The 21,597-nt window shown below is 44.3% G+C and carries 10 protein-coding genes and 2 pseudogenes; 9 read left to right on the top strand and 3 right to left on the bottom strand.

Annotation, left to right across the window (positions count from 1 at the left end):
- The 5 genes and pseudogenes from B9T16_RS13180 to B9T16_RS13160 form a co-directional block, all read left to right on the top strand.
- A pseudogene (locus B9T16_RS13180) lies at window positions 1–182 on the top strand (hypothetical protein); the annotation flags it as partial.
- A 256-nt stretch (window positions 183–438) separates the two neighbouring features.
- A complete protein-coding gene (locus tag B9T16_RS13175; protein ID WP_006617199.1) occupies window positions 439–804 on the top strand; it encodes a response regulator transcription factor in 366 nt (121 codons plus the stop codon).
- Window positions 805–814: 10 nt separating this feature from the next.
- Window positions 815–1,351, top strand: a complete 537-nt coding sequence (locus B9T16_RS13170) for a chemotaxis protein CheW (protein ID WP_006617200.1) — start codon at window positions 815–817, stop codon at window positions 1,349–1,351.
- A gap of 222 nt (window positions 1,352–1,573) precedes the next feature.
- Window positions 1,574–4,939 carry a methyl-accepting chemotaxis protein gene (locus B9T16_RS13165; RefSeq protein ID WP_410244972.1) on the top strand — a complete coding sequence of 1,122 codons (3,366 nt, stop codon included), beginning with the start codon at window positions 1,574–1,576 and terminating at the stop codon, window positions 4,937–4,939.
- 114 nt (window positions 4,940–5,053) lie between these two features.
- Window positions 5,054–9,205 carry a response regulator gene (locus B9T16_RS13160; RefSeq protein WP_006617202.1) on the top strand — a complete coding sequence of 1,384 codons (4,152 nt, stop codon included), beginning with the start codon at window positions 5,054–5,056 and terminating at the stop codon, window positions 9,203–9,205.
- 868 nt (window positions 9,206–10,073) lie between these two features.
- Here B9T16_RS13160 and B9T16_RS13155 read toward each other — a convergent pair.
- Both B9T16_RS13155 and B9T16_RS13150 read right to left on the bottom strand, forming a co-directional pair.
- Window positions 10,074–10,655, bottom strand: coding sequence for a pseudouridine synthase (locus B9T16_RS13155; protein WP_006618669.1), 582 nt, complete (start codon window positions 10,653–10,655; stop codon window positions 10,074–10,076).
- 10 nt (window positions 10,656–10,665) lie between these two features.
- A complete protein-coding gene (locus tag B9T16_RS13150) occupies window positions 10,666–13,872 on the bottom strand; it encodes a PAS domain S-box protein (RefSeq protein ID WP_410244971.1) in 3,207 nt (1,068 codons plus the stop codon).
- 347 nt (window positions 13,873–14,219) lie between these two features.
- Here B9T16_RS13150 and wecB point away from each other — a divergent pair, with 347 nt between their 5' ends.
- From wecB to B9T16_RS13130, 4 genes are read left to right on the top strand one after another with little or no spacing between them, the layout of a single operon-like run.
- Window positions 14,220–15,338, top strand: coding sequence for a non-hydrolyzing UDP-N-acetylglucosamine 2-epimerase (gene wecB / locus B9T16_RS13145; RefSeq protein ID WP_006618671.1), 1,119 nt, complete (start codon window positions 14,220–14,222; stop codon window positions 15,336–15,338).
- 54 nt (window positions 15,339–15,392) lie between these two features.
- Entirely contained in the window at window positions 15,393–16,430 is a 1,038-nt protein-coding gene (locus B9T16_RS13140; RefSeq protein WP_006618672.1) for a DNA cytosine methyltransferase, read from the top strand.
- Window positions 16,431–16,432: 2 nt separating this feature from the next.
- Complete coding sequence (locus B9T16_RS13135) at window positions 16,433–17,407, top strand: type-2 restriction enzyme AplI (RefSeq protein ID WP_014276337.1); 975 nt, start codon at window positions 16,433–16,435, stop codon at window positions 17,405–17,407.
- Window positions 17,408–17,455: 48 nt separating this feature from the next.
- Window positions 17,456–18,253, top strand: coding sequence for an S-adenosyl-l-methionine hydroxide adenosyltransferase family protein (locus B9T16_RS13130; RefSeq protein WP_006618674.1), 798 nt, complete (start codon window positions 17,456–17,458; stop codon window positions 18,251–18,253).
- Between the two features lie 2 nt (window positions 18,254–18,255).
- Here the strand turns inward: B9T16_RS13130 and B9T16_RS13125 are convergent.
- Window positions 18,256–21,597, bottom strand: a pseudogene (locus B9T16_RS13125) (methyltransferase type 11); the annotation flags it as partial.

The following is a 21,597-nucleotide window of genomic DNA, read 5'->3' as shown; positions in this document are numbered from 1 at the left end:
ATTCCCAKCTAGGTGGCTCAAAAGTGTTCYGATGTCCTGAGTGTGGGTTCACTCTACCCAGGGACTGGAACGGTGCTTTTGGAATCTTTCTAAAAGCTTTGCGGGATACCGCCTCTGTTACCTTAACGGGTAATAGTGCTATCGTCGCATTGTCAGGCAATAGCCGGATAAATGTCGCGTAAATGTATCAGTCTCATTCGGTCTAGCCAAAGTGTAATCAATCCGTAGCGAACTTAGGTATACTTGAGATGAAATCCATTCGCATTAAGGATTTGAGCAACTCAACTCTGCGGGTGGAATATCGCGGTTGCAATCAAGCCAGTGGCCTCTAACTGGAATGTCTCGGAGCTGAGGGTTGGCCGAATTATATTGGAAATGCCCCAGTCCCTCCGCGCCCTGCCTCAGTTAACTTAGAACCCAGCAACTCAGCAAGATAGTATGAATACAATTATGGTTGTAGAAGACAGTGTGACACAACGGGAGATGATCTCAAATCTCCTGAGAGAAAGTGGCTTAAAAGTCGCGGTAGCAAGCGACGGTGTAGAGGCACTAGAACAAGTTCAACAAATCTCTCCCGATCTAGTGGTGTTGGATATTGTAATGCCTCGCATGAATGGCTATGAACTGTGTCGCCGTCTCAAGTCTGATCCGAAAACTCAAAAAATTGCCATTGTGATGTGTTCTTCCAAGGGAGAGGAGTTCGATCGATATTGGGGCATGAAACAGGGGGCAGATGCTTATATCGCCAAACCATTTCAGCCGACTGAACTGGTAGGGACGGTTAAACAGCTATTAAGGGGGTAGGTGAGGGGTAATGGTTGGAAGTCCCGATTTTCTCACGGGTCAAGGTGCAGACGGCTCCGAGTTTCAGGAGCTAGAAACCCCAGAGGGTGAGTTGCATCTGCGTTTTTTTGTGGCATCGGGTGCCGAATTTGCCTTGCCCGCTATGGGTATCAAAGAAGTCCTATCTCAATCAATTGACCGCATTACTCCCATTCCCAATGTATCATCCCTACTGTTGGGGACTCTCAACTTGAGGGGACGAGTGGTTTGGGTGGCTGATCTAGGACAGTTTTTGGGAGATACAATGCAATTAAACACCGATCGCACGGAAATTCCCGTAATTGCCGTAGAAGACCAAGATACTATGTTGGGTTTAGCAGTAGAGTCGATAAACAATCTGACGGCTATGGACTGGCTACCCATAGAAAAAATGAGAACGCCAGTTCAGGTTCCCGATAGCATGGCTCCCTATATAAAAGGGGAGTGGGTTCTGGAGGATTCACCAGATAAACCTTTGCGCCTGTTAGACCAAATTGCCGTTTTGCGATCGGCTCGGTGGGCAGTATAAATAAGCTATATAAAGGCACTAGAACCCAGAGCCCATATCTGAATAAGTCCAAGATAACTACTTTTTTCCCAGGATGATTACAATTGAGGAGGTTGTGATCATCATATTGCCTTCATTTACCCGAGAAGCAGTAATCAAGATACTAACTAAGCTAATACAGTTGTTTGAAGTTTTAAATGTAATTTTTGCGGTAACTTTATAGAGTCGTAAGGGGAATGGCCAATGACAGCAAGTGCAGAATATCTGCAGGAGTACCAAAAAACTGAGGCAGCCTACACAGATGGAAAATTGGACGAGGCGGCTACTTTAGTCTATAAATTAGTGGAAGACTACCCGGAAGACCCATTCGCTCGCCTCCTGTGTGGTCACATTTACTACGGTTTACAACAATACGATGTGGCACGGGAACAATATGAGGTGGTCCTCGGCCTTACGGATGACCCGGAATTGGTACAACAGGCGGAAGACTACTTGACAGAAGCTAGTCAATTCTGCGAGGACTCGGAGACCGGTTCGTCTTTGGGAGATATTAGCTTGGATGATGAGTTTGATGATGCTCAAGAAACTATCCTAGAGGATTTGAGCTCGGTAGGTGATGATGCTAATGGTTCCCTCGATCTTGATTTGGAAGAAGAACTAGATCTAAATGCGATCGATGAACAATTAGATGAGTTGGAAGAATTAACGGCAGCATCCCAACAACTAGGGAAATATCCCCAAAAACCCTCGGCAACTATAGAAACCCTGGATGATGCTCTGGATTTGTATGATGACGAAGATATGGGCATGGAAGAAATAGATATATCGTCAGCCTTGGATGATTTAGATGAACTAAGTAACCTCGAATTTGAGGAAGGAACAGAGGAAAACTTAGAGGCGATCGACGATGTTCTGGGTGATTTTGATATATCTGCAGATGAACTAGAGCCGGAAAACTGGAATGGTAAAGCCAGTGTAGGGGGTGAAGAACTAAATGACTCTCTAGAAGATGAATTTGCCTTAGAAGAAGATAACTTTAATCCCCTAGAATTAGAAGCTAATCCCCTGGTAGATGATTCCAACTTCGACCTAGATGATGAGGTAGACCCGGACCTAACCAACCCGTTAAATAACCCCTTTGCTCAGGGGCAAGAAACTGACGCGGAAGAAGAAGACCCTGACTTGAATTTTGACCTAGAAACATCAGATCCCTTTGTGATGGACGAAGAGGATGAACTGGTGTTGACGGAAGGATTAGATCCAGAAGACCCCATGAGTGGCTCCCTTGAACAACTACCAGAAGAACTGTTTGAGGAAGATTTAATCGATGCTCCCCATAAAGACTCCCCCGCGACAAATACCCCTGGGGTGACTCAAGAACATCAAGACAGTTGGGATGATTTGGGTGACGATTTCAGCCTGACAGATCTACCTTTAACTGATGAGCCGATAACTAATGAAACGATAGTTGATCATGTTGCCCTTGAAATTAAACCGCCGGATTTGGGCGATGTGCAGGATGAACTGGATATCGGAGAACTGGAACTAGAGGAGGATGATATTTTTTCTCCCCTAGAAGATATGGCTGATGCTAGGCATCAAACTGTGGCAGAAACTAACGGTAATGGTAACGGAAAAGGATTGGTGAAACCTGATCAGATCAGCCTGAATAAGACCCCAAATAATAATTTAGATGAGGAAGAAGAAAATTTCTCTGATTTAAATCTGGATGAGTTTGACCAGGTTGATGATTCAGTATCTGATGAGTTTGAACTGGATGATATCCCGGATACGTTTGACCTCGATAGCCTGGAAGAGTCAACTGTAAGCAATGGGACGGCTAATGGTGCGATCGCCCACAACAAGATAAATCAAACCTCTGGTTCTCAAGTCAACGAATTTTTAGAGGATTTTGAAGAGTTTGATGATGTAGAGGGTTTTGGGATTCCAGATGCGGCGGGATATGCTTTTATGCCCGATAGCGCTGACTTGGATGATGATGACCTCGATAGTAATTTCCTGGGAAGGTCTAGCAGTATCCCAGATAACGATAGCTCGGCGATCTACGAGGATGATGTGTTCAATACTCCCACAGAAAGGGAGGCGATCACGGCATTTTCTAACCTATCAGAAGACTCGGTTGATACTAATATTTCGGTAGAACAGGGCTCATTTGCCTTCCTGGAAAATAAGCCGCTCAGATCTAAGTCTTTTTATATAGCATTGGGGAGTGGGTTAGTAACTTTGATTGCTGTGGCTGTGGCTACTAATATTGCTACTAAGGTTGCTGCTAGTAGTTATCAAGGGGAAGTGGTTAACTATCTACGCCGCTCAGGTTGGTTGATGACTATTGTGGCTGGGGCTAGTAGTTTTGGGACGGCTTTTGCTATGGGCCGTATTACCAGCCAACAGCTAGAGAAGGCGACTGGCGACCTGCAAAAACAGTTTGATGCGATCGCACGAGGAAACCTTAATGCCCGTGTGAATGTCTACGCGGAAGATGAACTGGGGCAAATGTGCGCTAAATTTAACTACATGGCTCAGTTCATTGAAAGCACCACCAGGGAAGCTCAACGGAAGGCGGAAGAACAGGAGGAGGCTAAGGAAAACCTCCAGCGCCAAGTGATTAGACTCCTAGATGATGTGGAAGGGGCGGCGCGAGGAGATTTGACTGTGAGCGCTGAGGTGACTGCAGACGTGCTGGGGGCGGTAGCAGACTCGTTTAACCTGACAATTCAGAACCTGCGGGAAATTGTGGTTCAGGTGAAACAAGCGGCTCGTCAGGTGAGTCGTGGAGCGACGGATAGTGCGAGTTTTGCCAAAGATGTGGCTGGGGATGCTTTGCGACAAGCGGAGGAATTGGCCGCGACTCTTAATTCGGTGCAACTGCTGACTGATGCTATTCAACGGGTAGCAGATAGCGCCAAGGAAGCTGAGGAAGTAGCCAGGACGGCGGCGGCTGTAGCAACTAAGGGTGGTGAAGCGGTAGAAATGACTGTGGCTGGTATCTTGAAAATTAGGGAAACAGTGGCAGAAACGACGCGAGATGTTAAGCGTTTGGCTGAATCTTCTCAGGAAATCTCGAAAATTGTCGCAATCATTTCTAATATTGCTTCGCGGACTAACTTACTGGCTTTGAATGCTAGTATTGAGGCGGCTAGGGCGGGAGAAGCAGGCCGTGGTTTTGCTATTGTGGCTGATGAGGTGCGACAACTGGCGGATAAGTCGGCTAAGTCCCTCAAGGAAATTGAACAAATTGTAATGCAGATCCAAAGCCAAACCAGTTCTGTAATGATGGCAATGGAGGAAGGAAACCAGCAAGTAATTGAGGGGACCCGTCTGGCGGAACAAGCGAAGCGATCGCTTGATGATATCATCCAAGTAACCAATCGTATTGATGTTTTGGTGCGATCAATTACGGCTGATACGGTTGAGCAAAACGAAACAGCTAGGGCGGTGGCTGAAGTAATGCAGGCGGTAGAACTAAGCGCCCAAGATACATCCCAAGAAGCCCAAAGGGTCGCCAGCGCCCTCAGTAACCTGGTAGGAGTAGCACGAGATCTGCTAACTTCGGTGGAAAGGTTCCGAGTAGATCCTTCGGAACGTTAATAGCCAAAGTTCCTAGTCAAAGATTAATGAACCCTCGTAAAATGTGATTTTCTGAGTAAGTGTCTGAGTTTTAAAAAAATAATATTGTCCATTTATTTATACTATTAAAAAGCCATGGAACCAGAACAACAACAACGGATAATGGGTTACTTTATTGAGGAGGCGAGAGACCACCTCAATACCATAGAACAGGGCTTGCTGAATCTGCAAAGTACCATTGAAGACCGAGAACTATTATATGAGGTGTATCGGGCGGCTCACTCGGTGAAAGGGGGAGCAGCTATGCTCGGTCTTCATAGTATCCAAAAAAGTGCCCATCGCCTGGAAGATAACTTTAAAGCGTTGGAAAAAATAACGGAACAATCTCATATTGAGGTTGATCAACAACTAGAATCGCTATTTTTACGAGTATTTGATACCCTGCAAGCTTTAATAGATAATCTGTCGGGTCCCTATGGACTGACAGAGGAAACTTCCCAAAGCCTGTTAACGGAAGTTGAGCCGGTTTTTGAAGCACTAAACTATAATTTAAAAAACCTATCGGAACTAAATGGTGTAGTGGCGGAAGGTGCTACTAGCGTCCCGAAAACAGCCCCGGCTCAGGCTCCTGTGGCGGTGAAGGTTGCTCCGAAAGTGACAGTTAAGGCGATCAATAGTGCGGAAGAACTTTTCTTTTGTGGTGATGTAACTTCACGGTTGCGGGAAATGCTGGATTTGTTTAAAAAGTCGGATAATACCGCCAATAGAAACCGCTTAATTGAAATTTGTCGGGAATTGGCTAGGGGTGGAGAAACTTTTGATAAAATGCACTGGGTGCAATTTTTAGACACTGTAGAAAAGGCGATCGCTTATGGGGCAAATAGCTATAAAACTCTGGCTCCTGTGGTGATTACTGGCATGAAACAGGCTCAGTATTTAGTGCTAAGTAATAGAGAAAGTGAAATAGTTGTAGATTCGGAGTTATCAAAATTACTGCCTCCTGTAGATAATGGGAATGGGAATGGTAAGGGAATTTTAACGGCTGATGATGAATTTTGGTCGGAATTAGATTTAACTACGAACTCGGAAGTAGAAGAAACTGATGAGATTGATTTGGAACCGGAGAAGACATCAGAATCAATACTAGATGATTTCCCATTGGTTGATTCTGTGGAGATGGAAAAAGAACACAGCGGCCACCCCCCAGGGCCGCAAATGCAACCGGAAGAGTTGAAAAGTTTGGCGGATCTGTTTGAGGTGGTTGATCGTCATGGGGGCGGTATTGAAGATGCTTGGGAAGAGGAAAGGCTGCTCGAAGAAGCTGATAAACTTTCCGACTTGAACAGTGATACAGAAGATTTTGACAGCTTTTTTAGCAATGAACCGCCGTCTAATGAAAGCAACTTTAAGCCGGTTTCTGATGATGATGACGATTTAACTAGCCTCCTGTTAGAAGAACTAGAATCAAGCGATCGACCGACCCCAGAAAATTCTCCAGCCGATTCTAAACCTGTCAAGAAAAGTAGTAATGATGACCCGGATAATTTTATCCAACAGTTGTTGGAACTTGATGATGAGGAACAGGAAACAACTGTCGCGCCTGAAAGTTCAACAGGGATTGGTCAATCATTAGATACCCCGGATCCTTGGGAGAGTGATAATCAAGATGGGGGGACTGATGAGGATCTTGATTGGTTTGAGGTGTTAGCCCGTGAGGATAACAACAATGGCAAATTAACCTCTAGTGTAGACACTATTGCTGAGGACAAACAGGTTCAAACGCCACCTGAGTCGAAGTGGGATGATAGAACTGCAGATTTGTTTGATTTTGATGATTTGTTTGGTAGTAGCGACACGGAGGAAACCGTAGAGTGCGTTAGCTTGGGTAGCAAAAAAAACACTGGGAAAACCGACCAACTGGGTAACGCACCGAAAACTGAAAGCACACCATTACCAGCCCCGTCGCAGACAACTGACAACATAACCACGACTCCAGATGTGGGGTTAGATAGTGATTGGGAAGATGATTTGAGTCTCCTGGATGATTTGCTAGGGTCTACGGATGATCAAAATACGACTGATGATGATAATGCTGATGATGGGGTGCTATCTGATCTCGATCGCCTTTTGGGTGAAACAGCACCGAGCCGGGCGCAATCGAGTACCTGGGAAGAACAGAGGGATCGCTACTGTGAGGATGATGAGTTCAAGGAGTTGGCTGAACTGCTGGAAGAACCCATAGCCGCCCAATATAGCCCGTCTTATCAAAAATCTCAAACTACTAAGTTTGATCCGATCGCTAAAGTTCCGGTGAAAGAATTGGATAATCTCAGTAACCTGATTGGGGAACTGGTGGTTAACCGCAATAGCCTGGAACAAGACCAAGAAAGGATGCGACAGTTTTTAGATAACCTGCTGGATCAGGTGTCGCTGCTAAGTGATGTGGGTCAGCGGATGCAGGATTTCTATGAGCGATCACTGCTGGAAATTTCCCTATTGTCTAATCGGCAAAAATCAGCTTCTTTCCACGGAAGTTATCATGGCGGTGGTGATGAACACCCGACTAGATCAGATCCTAACACTTTTGACTCCACAGAACTCGATCGCTTTACCCCCTTCCACACACTCTCTCAAGAAATTATTGAGTTGGTGGTGCGGGTGCGAGAGTCGGCCGCTGATATTGAATTCTTGGTGGAAGAAGCAGATCAGGTGAGTCGCCAACTGCGCCAAGTAACTAATCAGTTACAGGAAGGCTTGAATAAAGCGAGAATGGAACAGTTCGCCGGGGCAACCGATGGCCTGAAACGTCCGGTGCGGGATCTGTCGATTAAGTGTGGTAAACAGGCGGAATTGGTGGTGGAAGGTCGAGATACCCTCATAGATAAAATGCTTTTGGGTAAATTGCGCGACCCTCTCACTCACTTGGTAAATAATGCGATCGCTCACGGTATCGAATCCCCAGAAGTCCGTAAGGCGGCGGGTAAGTCGCCCACGGGTCAGATTACCATTAAGGTTTTCCACCAAGGCAACCAAACGGTGTTATCGGTTTCTGATGATGGGGCGGGAATTAATGTGAATCGGGTTAAGGAAAAAGCTATACAGAAGGGTTTATTGACCCTGGAATCCGCTTCAAATCTGCCAGACCATGATACATACAATTTGCTTTTCCTGCCGGGTTTTACTACCCAGGATCAGGCGGGTGATATTGCAGGTAGAGGGGTTGGTATGGATGTGGTGCGGACGAATTTGGCGGAAATTCGAGGCAATATTACTACCGATTCGGTATTGGGAGAGGGAACTACCTTTACGATCCGCCTCCCACTCAATATGAGTATCTCCCGGGCGCTTTGTTGTATTAGCGATCGGGCTCGGATTGCTTTCCCTATGGATGGGGTGGAGGATATGATCGATGTGCCTCGTGAGCAAATTAAAACAGGATCAGACGGTAAACAGACCCTAGAATGGCGGGGTTCGGTGCTGCCTTTCCGCCACCTGCGGGAATTACTTACCTATAAACGCCATTTGGGTCGCGGCGGTGTTTATGGTGCGAATATCGAAGAGGATATGATTTCTGTGATTGTACTACGGGCGGCGCTTAATTATCTGGCTGTTCAAGTTGATCAGGTTTTGGTAGAACAGGAAATCGTAATTAAACAGCTTGAAGGTCCGGTACCTAAACCTATTGGTATCGCCGGGGCGACTGTTTTGGGGGATGGTCAAATTGTGGCGATCGCCGATGTTTTAGAATTAATTGACCTGGCTACTGATCGGGTACGCCGAACTGATAATACCATGATAGGGGATGATAATCTCCCCAGTGAACCCATAGATGCTCCCGCCTCTAAAACTGAGCCGACTGTGCTGATTGTTGATGATTCGATTACAGTGCGATCGTTGTTGTCTATGACCTTTGAAAAATCCGGCTATCGGGTTGAAGAAGCCCGCGACGGTAAGGAAGCCTGGGAAAAACTTAAATCTGGCTTACCCTGTGATATCGTCTTCTGCGATATTGAAATGCCCCGTATGGACGGCTTGGAACTTCTCTCGCGAATGCAGAAAGACCCACAACTCGAAGGTCTACCTATTGCTATGTTAACTTCTAGGGGCGCTGACAGACACCGCCAGATGGCTTATCAATTAGGCGCGAGAGGCTATTTTACTAAGCCTTACCTAGAAGAACAATTACTCGAAGCGGCGGGGCGAATGTTACGCGGTGAAATTGTCGGGAAACCAGCAGGCGCTAAAGTGAAGCTGGGGGCGGGCGATCAGACTCGAGCTGTGTGCTAGTCGTGCTGGTGTTTGGGTCCTATGGTCTGTGTGCGAGTGGTGCTGGTGTTTCCGATAGCGGATCTTGCACCCGCCCCTACAAGCACCCGCCCCTACCAGTCTTGTAGCCGTACCGTGCAAAGGGCAGAGCTGTGTGCGAGTGGTGCTGGTGTTTGGGTCCTATGGGGCGGGTGTATATAGTTGGCTGGAATTAWTAATTAAKAATTAATAATTAATAATTGGTGTATGGGGTTGGCTGGTTTTTCCTCTGTTCGCTGGGTCTCTGGGCGTTTCGCTGCCAAGGCATGGTCTGTGTGCGAGTGGTGCTGGTGTTTCCGATGGCTGATCGCGCACCCTGGGGGCGGGTGTATATAGTTCCCGGTGTGTTTTATGGCGTCGGGGCGGGTGTATATAGTTCCCGGTGTGTCTTATGGCCTCAGAAGGTGCGTCACATCAGCAAGTTTTTCGTTTTCCCAGTGGCTGATCGGATGTGACGCACCCTACAGCACTCTGGGGCGGGTGTAGATAGTTGGCTGGTTTTTCCCGTGGCCGATCGCGCACCCGCCGGCCCCTACAGCACTCTGGGGCGGGTGTAGATAGTTGGCTGGTTTTTCCCGTGGCCGATCGCGCACCCGCCCCTACAACTAATTTTATCCGAAAAAATAAAAAAAAATCATCCTTGCGCCCCCGCGCCACTTTTTTTNTGGGGAACCCTTGCTTTTGGGCGGCGCTTCTGCTACTATATTAAATAATGGGATATTTGCAATTTTTTNATTAAAGTCATGCCTTTAATTATTTAAGATATGACTCCATCATATCCCGATTCGCTCGGCTTGTCAACCCCCTGGAGCGCTGACGGGCTGGGCCATTTTTTTTTTTTGAAAATAAATCAACTGAAAAATGGCTGAATTTCCTGGGGGTGCAAATCTCGCCAGTGACCAGGTTCAAGTGAATTGAGAGTCAAATGAGCGATCGCGACACGAACCAGTCGCAAAGTAGGGAAGCCAACGGCGGCGGTCATGCGTCGAACCTGACGGTTGCGTCCTTCAGTTAAAGTAATTTCGAGCCAAGCGGTAGGGACATTTTGGCGAAATCTAATGGGAGGGATACGAGGGGGAAGAAGTGGCTCAGTTAATAGTAGTTGAACCCTCGCTGTTCGGGTGCGATAATTTTGAATGGTGATTCCCTGCCGCAGTTGTTCTAAGGCTTGTGTAGTGGGTATTCTTTCCACCTGAACCCAGTAAGTACGAGGATGAGCAAATTCTGGCTGGCCAAGTCGATATTTAAGTTTGCGATCATCAGTGAGTAAAAGTAACCCTTCACTATCAAGGTCTAGTCGTCCGACCGAGTAGACGGAAGGAATGGGAATGTAATCTTTCAAAGTTTGTCGAGACTGAGCATGAGAATCACGATCAGTAAACTGACTCAGGACATTATAGGGTTTATAGAACAAGATATATCGATAAGCCATGCAGAAAAGTCTAGGACATGGTGTGCAGAACAAAGCGATCGCGTCCTTGAGCCTTAGCTTGATATAAGGCAGTATCAGCCATAGCAATGAGATGTTCAAGCTGAATATTGCTATTAGGCAAAACACTCACGCCGCCCATGCTGACACTAATATATTCACTAATAGGGGAAGTTTCATGAATCCTCTGTAATTGTAGGATTTGCTCACGAATTGTGTCAGCCACATTACACATACCCTCAGCATCAGTATTGGGGAGAATTATAGCAAACTCCTCGCCGCCATAGCGAGCGACCAAATCCCCAGGTCGTCTAATAGATAGAGCCAAAGCCTGGGCCACCTCTTGTAAACAGCGATCGCCCTCTTGGTGTCCATAAGTGTCATTGTAGTGCTTAAAAAAGTCTACATCACACAAAATTAAAGAGATAGGGGTACATTCGCGGATGCACCTACGCCACTCTGTCATTAAATAGGTATCAAACTGTCGGCGATTAGGAACCTGAGTTAAGCCATCAAGAGTAGCCAGGCGTTCAAGCTGTTGATAAAGTTCAGCTTGTTGAATAGCAATTCCCAACTGTACAGCTAACTGCTTGATAAAATCGACTGCAGTTGACTCCCATTCACGGGGACCAGAACAATGCTGCACCATGAGCAACCCCCAGAGGCGATTATAAGGTGCATTGGCAACAAACCCCAACTCAGCAGAAGTCTCACTGTGCCTTCGGGTCAAAATGGGAACGACCAAATTAGCCTGTACTTGAAACTCTGATAACAAACGAATATCGCATCGAGTGAAATCTTGAGTGGATATATCAGCCATAGCTTGGACTTGACCCTGGGTGAACCCAGCCAGATAGTGGGGAGTCCAGCAATCTTCGGTGACAATAGTTCCGACGACAGACTTCCACCCCGGGGCGACTGATTCGACGACCATCACGCCATTACCATCATCCTGAAATCGGTAGATCATTACTCGGTCAGTATTGAGAAACTCACGAACCTGAGCCACAGTAGTGTCTAAAATTTTATCCAATTTGAGCGATCGCCGAATGCGTTGAGTAATGACAAGCATTAACCGTTGACGTTCGGCTTGCTGTTGGAGATTTTCCTCAGCCTGCTTGCGCTCAGTAATATCCTCGACCATACCCTCATAGTAGAGTAGTTGTCCTAAGCCGTCCCGGACGGCCCTAGCTTTTTCAGAAATCCAAATAATCTGATGATCGGCACGATAGACCTGGGATTCAAAATTAGTAATTGAATCGGACTCCTGTAATTGGCGAATAAACTCAGGGCGACGACCAGGATCAACATATAACTGGTGGCTAATGTCGGTCAGTTGAGCCATCATATCCTGGGGTGAATGGTAGCCATAGATTTTGGCTAAGGCTGGATTAACATTAATATAGTGACCGTCCCAGGTAGTCTGAAAAATACCCTCGATCGCATTTTCAAACAGACTACGATATTGATATTCGGCTTTTTGCAGGGACTCTAAGGCTTGTTTGCGTTCAGTAATATCTCGATAAGCACTCAAAAACAGCCTATCATCCTGATTTTGGACAATAGAGGTAGACACTAACAGAGTTTTCTGTTGTCCTGACTTAGTGCAAATGGTAGTTTCGACATCCCGCACGCCTGGCCGTTCTAAAATCTCATATAATCCAATCAGAGCATCTTGATGAGCTTGGGGGTCAGGATACAGAAGCGATAGGAAATCCTGAGAACTTTCTACTTCGGCTAGGGTGTAGCCAGTAATTTCCTCCATCTTGGAGTTATAGATCCAAAACTTTCCGGTCTGATTACTGAGGGTAATGCCTTCTCCGACAGTTTCGATGACACTGGTTAACTGTTGAGCGGTTTGGAAAATTTTTTCTTGTGTAGAAAGGCGTTCGCTGATATTAGTATTGACGCAGATCAACCCGACTAAATTACCCTGTGGATCTCGGATGGCATCTGCTCTCATGTGAACCGGAATTACTCGGCCGCTGCGGGTTAGCTTGTGGACTTCTCCTTGCCAAGAATACCCGGCTAAAATATGGCTCAGGACTGTTTCGGCGACGGTGGCATCAACATAAAGGGCTCTGTGACCTCCATGCTGGTTGAATTGTTCGACAGTTTCGTATTCAAATAAATCACAAAAGGCTCGGTTTTGATAAATTTGCACTCCGGTTGCGTCCATAATGGCGATCGCATCGGTGGTGCTATCGACGGCTTTACGAATTCTTAATAGGGTTTCTTCGGCTTGTTTGCGATCGGTGATATCTTCGGAGGTGACTAAAATGGCAACTATATTGCCGTTACTGTCATGAAGGGGAATGCGATTGGTTTCTAGGTAGACTGTTTTACCATCTGGGCGGGTTCGGGTTTCTACCTGCCGATATTGAGGGATATTGGTTTCAATGACAGTGCGATCGCATTTTCGCAAATAATCAGCCATCTCCTTGGTTGAGGGTAAATCTTCATCGGTTAACCCGACAATTGCTTCTGAACTAATCACCCCAGCCTCTAAGGCCCCTCGGCGGTTACAGCCCAAATAAACGGAGTTGCGATCTTTCCAAAAAATCGCTTTTGGGATATTATCCATGACTAGCTGTAACATCTGTTGCGATCGCTCAAGGGCGGCTTCTGCTTTCTGGCGTTCCTGAATTTGTTGCTGGAGTTTCTCATTGGTTTCCAGCAGTTGAGTTGTCCGGTCATCTAGGATGTCTTGCAGATGGTAACACAGATGTAAGAGTTCTTCTGATGCTCGGCGGCGTTCGGTAATATCAATGGCAGAACCTGTATAACCTAAAAACTTACCGTTAGCTGTCCATTGGGGCACTCCGGTATTAAATATCCAACGATACTGATGATCAAACCTTCGCAGCCGATATTCCTGTTGAAAGGGTTTGCGATCGCCGAATGCTTGCCAGTAAGTGATTAAACAATTTTGGCGATCTTCAGGATGTACCCCCCGGAACCAGCCCTCTCCCCGTTCCATTTCTAAGGAACGTCCGGTAAACTCTAACCAGTCTTCATTAAAAAATGTATAGGAACCTTCTGCATTACAAGCCCAGATTAGCACAGGTGTAGGTTCAGATAGCCCGGCAAACCTTTTTCTTTCTTGTTCAATTGCTGTTGCCAATCGGTGCAAGTTACCATCAAAATGGTAATAGTGTTCAGAGTCTAACTTGTCTTGATCATGAAAACGACTAAAATCACTCATTTTTACGTTGATCATAAGCCATTAGATTAAATTGTCATTCGGAACATTCTACTATGATATTTCCTGCCAATTCTGTACTGTCCTGTACGACAATCTTAACAATTTTGTGCTAAAATATCACGGATGATTAAACATTGCCGGAAAAATTTTTATATAAGGATAACTCCCAGTTATACACCGATAAAAATCTGAGTTATGGGGGGAGAATATGGTAATGAGAATTGAGGATAACAGTTGAGTCAACAATTGGGGATCAAGCATTTTTAGGGGGATGACCTATTCTAGTCATCTTAATTTTATAACCAGTCTTGATATTTTTTTGTATTGGTTTATACTTTTATCGTAACTTTATTTAATCACAAATGTCAACATCAAAGTATCGAATTGGTATAGTATTTGGAACCAGACCAGAAGCGATTAAAATGGCCCCACTGGTCCAAAAGTTTCAACAAAATTGTAATTATGAAACCCGAGTGATTTTAACAGGTCAACATCGGGAGATGGTCGAGCAAGTGATGGAGCTTTTCGATATCAAGGCCGATCGCAATCTGGAAATCATGCAGCACCAGCAAACCCTGACGGACATTACCTATCGTAGCTTACAAGGGTTAGGAAATATTTTTGAGCAAATCCAACCTGATATGGTTTTAGTCCAGGGGGATACGACAACAGCCTTTGCTGCGGCATTAGCGGCCTTTTATCAAAAAATTCCTATTGGCCATGTAGAGGCGGGACTCCGAACTGATGACTTATTTAATCCCTATCCTGAAGAAGCGAACCGCCGTCTAATTTCTCAACTGAGTAGATTAAACTTTGCACCTACGGAGAAAGCGGTTGAAAACCTGATCAAATCTGGGGTAGTCGGGGAAATTTATCAAACCGGAAATACAGTGATTGATGCTTTATTATCTGTTGCTAAAACCCAACCCAAATTAGATATTCCCAATCTTAACTTAGAAGAAAATCGACTAATTTTAGCGACAGTTCACCGCCGAGAAAATTGGGGAGAACCCCTAGAGGGGATTGCGGAAGGATTTTTAAAAACTCTTGATCAGTATCATGACACAATTATACTGCTACCCCTACACCGTAACCCGACGGTGAGGGAACCCCTACAGGCAATGTTAGGAGGACATCCCCGGGTAATTCTCACGGAACCCCTAGATTATACTCAACTGGTAGCAGCGATCGCTGATGCTTATTTAGTGCTGACGGACTCGGGTGGACTCCAGGAAGAGGCACCGAGTTTAGGGAAGCCTGTGTTAGTGTTACGAAAAACTACGGAACGTCCTGAAGCGATCGCGGCCGGAACGGCTAAATTAATAGGAACCGACCCTGAAGATATCCTCAGAGCCACTAGCGAACTCCTGGGGGACCGAGAGGCTTACCAAAAAATGGCAACCGCTATTAACCCCTTTGGAGACGGTCACGCCGCCTCACGCATTATGGAACATATCGATGAGTATTTCAAGTTGGTTTAGGTTGGGTTAGCTTTAAACAAGTTTTGAATAGGCAGTAAATAATCGAAAAATACCATGTCAAACAGACTGAGTTATTGGGAATATTTACACCAAGAATTAAAACTGAATGCAGATATCCAATCTCAGTTAGTTGTTCTTGATTTATTTGCGGGTTGTGGCGGTTTTTCTCTAGGATTTAAAGCCGCAGGTTTTCAAACAATCGGTTATGAGATGTTAGCGGATGCTGCCGCCACGTATACTCGTAATCTTCAGGACCCATGTTATTGTCAAACTTTAGAAATTGGTCAAGATTTATGCAATCATCCTGATGTGATTATCGGAGGTCCTCCCTGTCAACCGTTTAGTGTAGGTGGATTACAAAAAGGTCCGAGAGACTCCAGGGATGGCTTGCCGATTTTTATAGATGCGATCGCACGATATCAGCCAGAAATCGCCATCTTTGAAAATGTGCGAGGAATGCTTTATAAAAATCGTCAGTATTTAGAGAAAATAGTTGCCGAACTTGAGAGACTGAATTATCGGGTTGACATCAAACTTATCAATGCTGTTAATTATGGTGTTCCACAAAAACGAGAACGCCTGTTTGTTGTGGCTTATCAAACAGCATGGAATTGGCCAGAAGCTGAAACCTTAGCTATTCCTTATACGGCTGGAGATGCTATTTATGATACGGCTTCTACCATTCCTATAGGGGCAAAATTTCTCACGCCTAGTATGCTAGAATATATTGGCAGATATGAAGCAAAATCTAAATGTGTTAAACCTAGGGATATTTACCTTGATATTCCTTGCCGAACTCTGACCTGTAGAAACCTATCAGGCGCAACCAGTGATATGTTGCGATTGTTATTACCAGATGGCCGCCGGAGACGTTTAACAGTTAGGGAAGCTGCGAGATTACAAAGTTTTCCCGATTGGTTTGAGTTGGTGGGTTCAGAAAATTCTCAGTTTAATCAAATTGGTAATGCTGTACCACCTTTGTTAGCCAAAGCGATCGCTAAATCTGTGAAAATGACACTGGAGAATAAACCATCTCGACCCACAGATTATTTTTCTCCTTTTCCTCAACAGTTAAAATTACCATTTGCGTAAAGATGTCATCAAATAACCCAACCCCAAATCTTGAACAACTGATGTTAGAGGCACGTCAGTTAATGAAGGATTTAGGATTACCAGACAAAATGCAAGGAGATACTCCCATTTTTGTCCTGTTAGTTATGTTAGATATGAAGCCAGCCAAATCATGGTCTGAAGCTAATAATCAGAAATGGGGAATAACGCCATTGATGAATAAAATGCGAGAGTTGGGCTTTAAAAATTTAGCACCTAATACTCGTGAAAATATTCGCGATGACTGTGTTGGTCAACTGGTTGATGCTGAACTCGCTACCGAAAATCCAGACAAGCCTCGACCTAAGAATAGTCCTAAATACTGTTATCAAATAAATCAAGAAGTTCTATATTTAGTTAAAAAAATTGGCAGTGCAGATTATCCAATAGCACTTAATAATTTTTTGTCTAACTATCAAACAATAAAACATAAGTATCAAGCCAAAAGACAATCACAGAGGCTAAATGTCAAAATTGCTCATAATTTTTCTGTCAGTATAGCACCCGGTGGTCAAGGTGTTTTAATTAAATCAGTCCTTCAAGATTTTTGTAAATATTTTAATATTGATAAAGTTCTATATATTGATAATACTGTAGATACAGCCAGAGGTTATTCTCCATTTATTGATGAAAATTTAATTAATTATTTAGGTATAGACATTGACAAATTTAAAAATAGTTACGACAAGCCAGATATTGTGCTTTATAAATCTGATAACAAATATTTAATTATTATTGAAGCTGTCAAAACTGGTGGTGCAATTAATGTTGAACGTCGCGATCGTTTATTATCTTTGTTTGAAAATGTTGATGTAAAGTTATCATTCGTCAATGCCTTTGAATCTTTTAAGGAACTCAAAAGACTGACCAAAGAAATAACCAGGGAAACTCATGCCTGGATTATGGAGTTTCCCGATCACATGATACATTTCAATGGAGACCAGTATTTATTTCATTAATAAAAATTTCCAGAAACCCTAAATATTCCGATACTAGGAGTGCTAAATATGTCTGTATCTGGTATAATTACATTATTGACAGACTTTGGTTTAAGTGATGTTTATGTGGGGGTAATGAAAGGGGTATTATCCCAAATTAACCCCCACCTAACTGTGATTGACTTAACCCATGAAATTCCTCCCCAAAATCTGATGGCGGCGCGGTTTTGTTTGATGAATGCTTACCCCTACTTTCCTGAAGGTACTGTTCACATTGCGGTAGTAGATCCGGGGGTGGGAACTGAACGGAAGGCGATCGCACTACAATTTACTAACGGATATGTTGTCGGACCTGATAACGGCTTATTCGGGGGTTTAATTAAGCAGTATGGTGTAATTACAGCAGTGGAATTAACTAATCATCAATACTGGCGAAATTCCCAACCCAGCACTACTTTTCATGGTCGAGATATCTTTAGTCCTGTGGCTGCTTATCTCGCCTCTGGTGTGCCAATTAGGGATTTAGGTACTGTGATTAATTCTGATACCCTCATTGACCTGTCAATACCAGACCTAGAAATCACAGAAACGAGCATTAAAGGCAGCATTCAATATATCGATCGCTTTGGGAATTTAATTACTAATATTCCGGGAGATATGGTAGCAGATAAATCCTGGACTGTTAGCTTTCCTGAATGCACCCCCAGTCCTAATATTAGCAGCCATAGAACCTATGGAGAAGTCGAACTAGGTCATCTTTTAACCCTCATTGGTTCCCACGGTTGGATAGAAATTGCGGCTAACGGAGATAGTGCTAAATCTCGGTTACAAATAGACTGGGGTGCAACAGTTCAAATCAACTATTGAAATCAACTATTCAAGGAATGCCAATTTTGATAATCTCGTTGCAGATAACTAGGAAGGCGAGATAGGTCTTTAATTTGTAGTTGTTCCGGTCGATAATATAGCATAGCCACTATGAGATAATTAAGCGATCGCGGTGTATCTAAACCTTGTCGGAGATGGTTTCCTACTTGTTGTAGAAAATCCCATTCATGTTGGGTTAACATTTCATTTTGCAGGCGACTATTTAACAAACTGCGATAGCCATCACCGAGGGGACTCTGATACATCTCCTCTAACTGGTGTTCAGGTAAATTGAGCCAAAACTGTGCAAATTGCCACCGCAGTTGTCGCAATTCTACGGTGATATTAGTATCTGTGGGGTCGATATTAAATAATTTGACACACCCAATTAATCGATTGACAAAAGTTGAGACATCTACAGCAGTGACCGTTGGTGTTACCTGGGGAGAATTGACAGGAGTTGGCTGGGTTTGAGTCGTGGCTAAGGTTTGTTTAATTTGAGCGATCGCATCGGCATTTTCAAACACTCGCTGATAATCAGGAAGCAACCAGGCGGGTAAACGATTAACCGCATCTCGCACCAGCATTTTACCAGGTTGAGAATACAACATCACCGCCATTAAACAATTAATTGCATGGGGTTCAGTCAGTCCCATAGCAGTTTTTGTCCAAGTCTTAACTAATGCTTGTTCTTCATCAGTTAAGGGTTGTTTTTGAATACCTCTATTGAGCAAAATTTGATAACCTTTACCTATCTGTTGTTGATAAAGATGTTCTAATTGTTCGGGTGGTTGTCTTAACCAGTATTCTACCATACCACGACGAATTTTGTGTAATTTATTTACCACCATAGTATTATTGGGGTCAAGTTCATAGAGATTAACTTGATCGACCAATTCCGCTAAAAACTGCTGTCGTTTTTGGGGATTATGTAAATCTATAACTTGCTGTTGAGATTGGTAATTTTGGAAGATTTGAGTTAACAAAGCTCCCATTTTCGCACCATAGGCGCGACTATCCAAAAACTCAGGATTAGCCGCCATTTTCTGTTGAATGGCTTGGCGTTTTAACTGTCGCAATTCGGGAGTATTTGCGAGGGTAACAGCCAAACTAATATAGGAGGATTCGCTGTCGGTAATTAAATCAGGAATCCCAAGCGATCGCATCATAGCGGCACCATGTTTAGAACGCAAAGTATCTCCATCTCTGACTACTACAGGTAATCCCACTTCTAGGGGATCCACTAAGGAGTTTGAGCCAGAGTGGGGGTAGGAATCTAAATAAATATCCCCCTGTTCTAAACAGGCTTTAACATCGGTACGGCTGGGAAGAGACTTAATCAGAACTAAGCGTTTGTCTTCAACTCCGTATTTGCTCAAGGTGGCGTACATTCGGCGGATAAATTGGGAACTAGCATAGTTGCTACTCCAACTAGGAGCAAAGGGATAAAGCACTAAAATGGAATTGGGAACTTGAGCGAGAATTTTCACCCAGGTTTCCCCTTGTTCTGGGATAATTTTATAGAAATTTGCGCCGGACATAAAGACAATTGTTTGGTCATTGGCTCCCCATTGGCTGCGGTGAGGCTTAACGGTGGCGGGTTGAGGTGCGATCGCATAATAGTTAAAACAAAAGCCAGTTCCGTTGAGAACAGCTAAATTTTCTCGATAGAAATTAGGAGCCTCTGCACCCTCGGAAAGATGACCAGAAATATAATAATCCATATATCTCATTCCGGTAGTAACAGGTGATGAAAATAGGGTAGCTTGTACTCGCGCTAGTCGGTGTAATGCTAACAAGGTGACGGGTTTAGTAATGGCAGTTACATTAGTTCCAAATAGCAAAATATCGAGGTTATCAGCGCGAATAGTGGCTGCTTGTTGTAACTTATCATCAGGTAGTCTAACTAAACGGTCAGCGCGGGATCTACAGTATTTCTCTAGGGGATGATTGTTGGCTTGGGTAACATATAAAATAATCTCGAATTGTTCCCGATTGAGATATTCAAAAGCTGGTAATGTTAAGTAAGTTTCGGTTTGGGGGTTGAGGTGGTCGTTAAGAATTCCTAGGCGAATTTTTTGGCGATCGCTCGGACGTTCTGGGAAGGAGTAATCCAACTGAAAATCGCGGGTTTGTAGGAAGAGATGAAACAACTCAGCCCGACTACAAAACAGAGGTTTTAAGTTAAAATCGGCGAAATAGTTAGGGATAAAATTCCCCCTTTCTAGCAACATACTGGTTAACTTTTGCCATAGGGGATAGTCTGGCTGCTGCTGGAGACGTTCTCGAACAAAATCTAATAAGCGTATCCGATAGCGGGAGTAATTATCTGCATCTCCCATTTCTTGGAATAGGGGGGGAACCTCAAATAAAAATCTAAAATAGTCCTCAGCCAACCAAGTGGGAATTAAAGACTCTTCAAAGGTAAGCATTAGCTGATCTGCACGACCATATAACATCCCAGCGAGTAAATACTGAAGAGTTTTTGGCTGCTTAAAGCCTTGACTCAAATAGGATTTAATTTCCTGAAAATACAGACGTTCATCATCGCGGAAAATTTCGTTTTTGATACCAGAGTTGAGTAGAGACTTATGTACTTGACCTAAATTCTCCTGATAAGCCTGGGGGAGTTGTTCTGTTTCTAATTTTAACCATAATTCTGCTACCTGATGACGGAGCGATCGCAATTTATTTAAACCGTCGGAGTCCTGGGGATTATTTTGGTATTGTTGAACAGCCAACTCCACCTGTCCTGGGAGTTTTTGGGGGTCAATAACGGCATCTAATTCAGACTCTATAAATAGCGCGATGACCCCATCCCTAACTTGGGGAGATTGGCTTAACTTCAATCCGGCTTTAATCTGTGCGATCGCCTCGGTAGTGTGACCAGATTCTAAAAATTGTCGAGCAGTTTGCAGCGCGTATAAACTATAATTTTCTTGAGCTTGACGGGAAAGATTCGCGGTTTTTTCAGGTGGTAAGTAAGAGGCAGAGATTTCAATTGAATGTTGCAGATCAGCCATATCTTTTGCTTGTTTAATAGAGCGACTACTTGCTGACAAACTGTGCATTCGCCAACAAGCCAAGGGGGTAGGTTCATAACCAACGGGATAGTGAGTAGCGATACGTTTCCACATTTCCCAGTCCGCAGCATAACCCACCGGAGGATAAAACCCCCCCAGGTGTTCGTAAACGCTGCGTCGGACTACAATAGAGGGAAATTGAATTTCCTGGCGGACGGCAATTCGTGTAAGCCAATCAGACAAAATTCCCGCGTTTTCCTGTTCTAAATTAGACAGTAATTTTAACTTGCCGCTTTCGTCGATATAATAGTGCCGACAGAA

Origin of the sequence: Arthrospira sp. PCC 8006, from assembly GCF_046480465.1 — a bacterium.
GTDB lineage: Bacteria > Cyanobacteriota > Cyanobacteriia > Cyanobacteriales > Microcoleaceae > Limnospira > Limnospira platensis.
The sequence above is the reverse complement of the archived record's forward strand: the minus strand, read 5'-3'. Positions and strand labels throughout refer to the sequence as shown.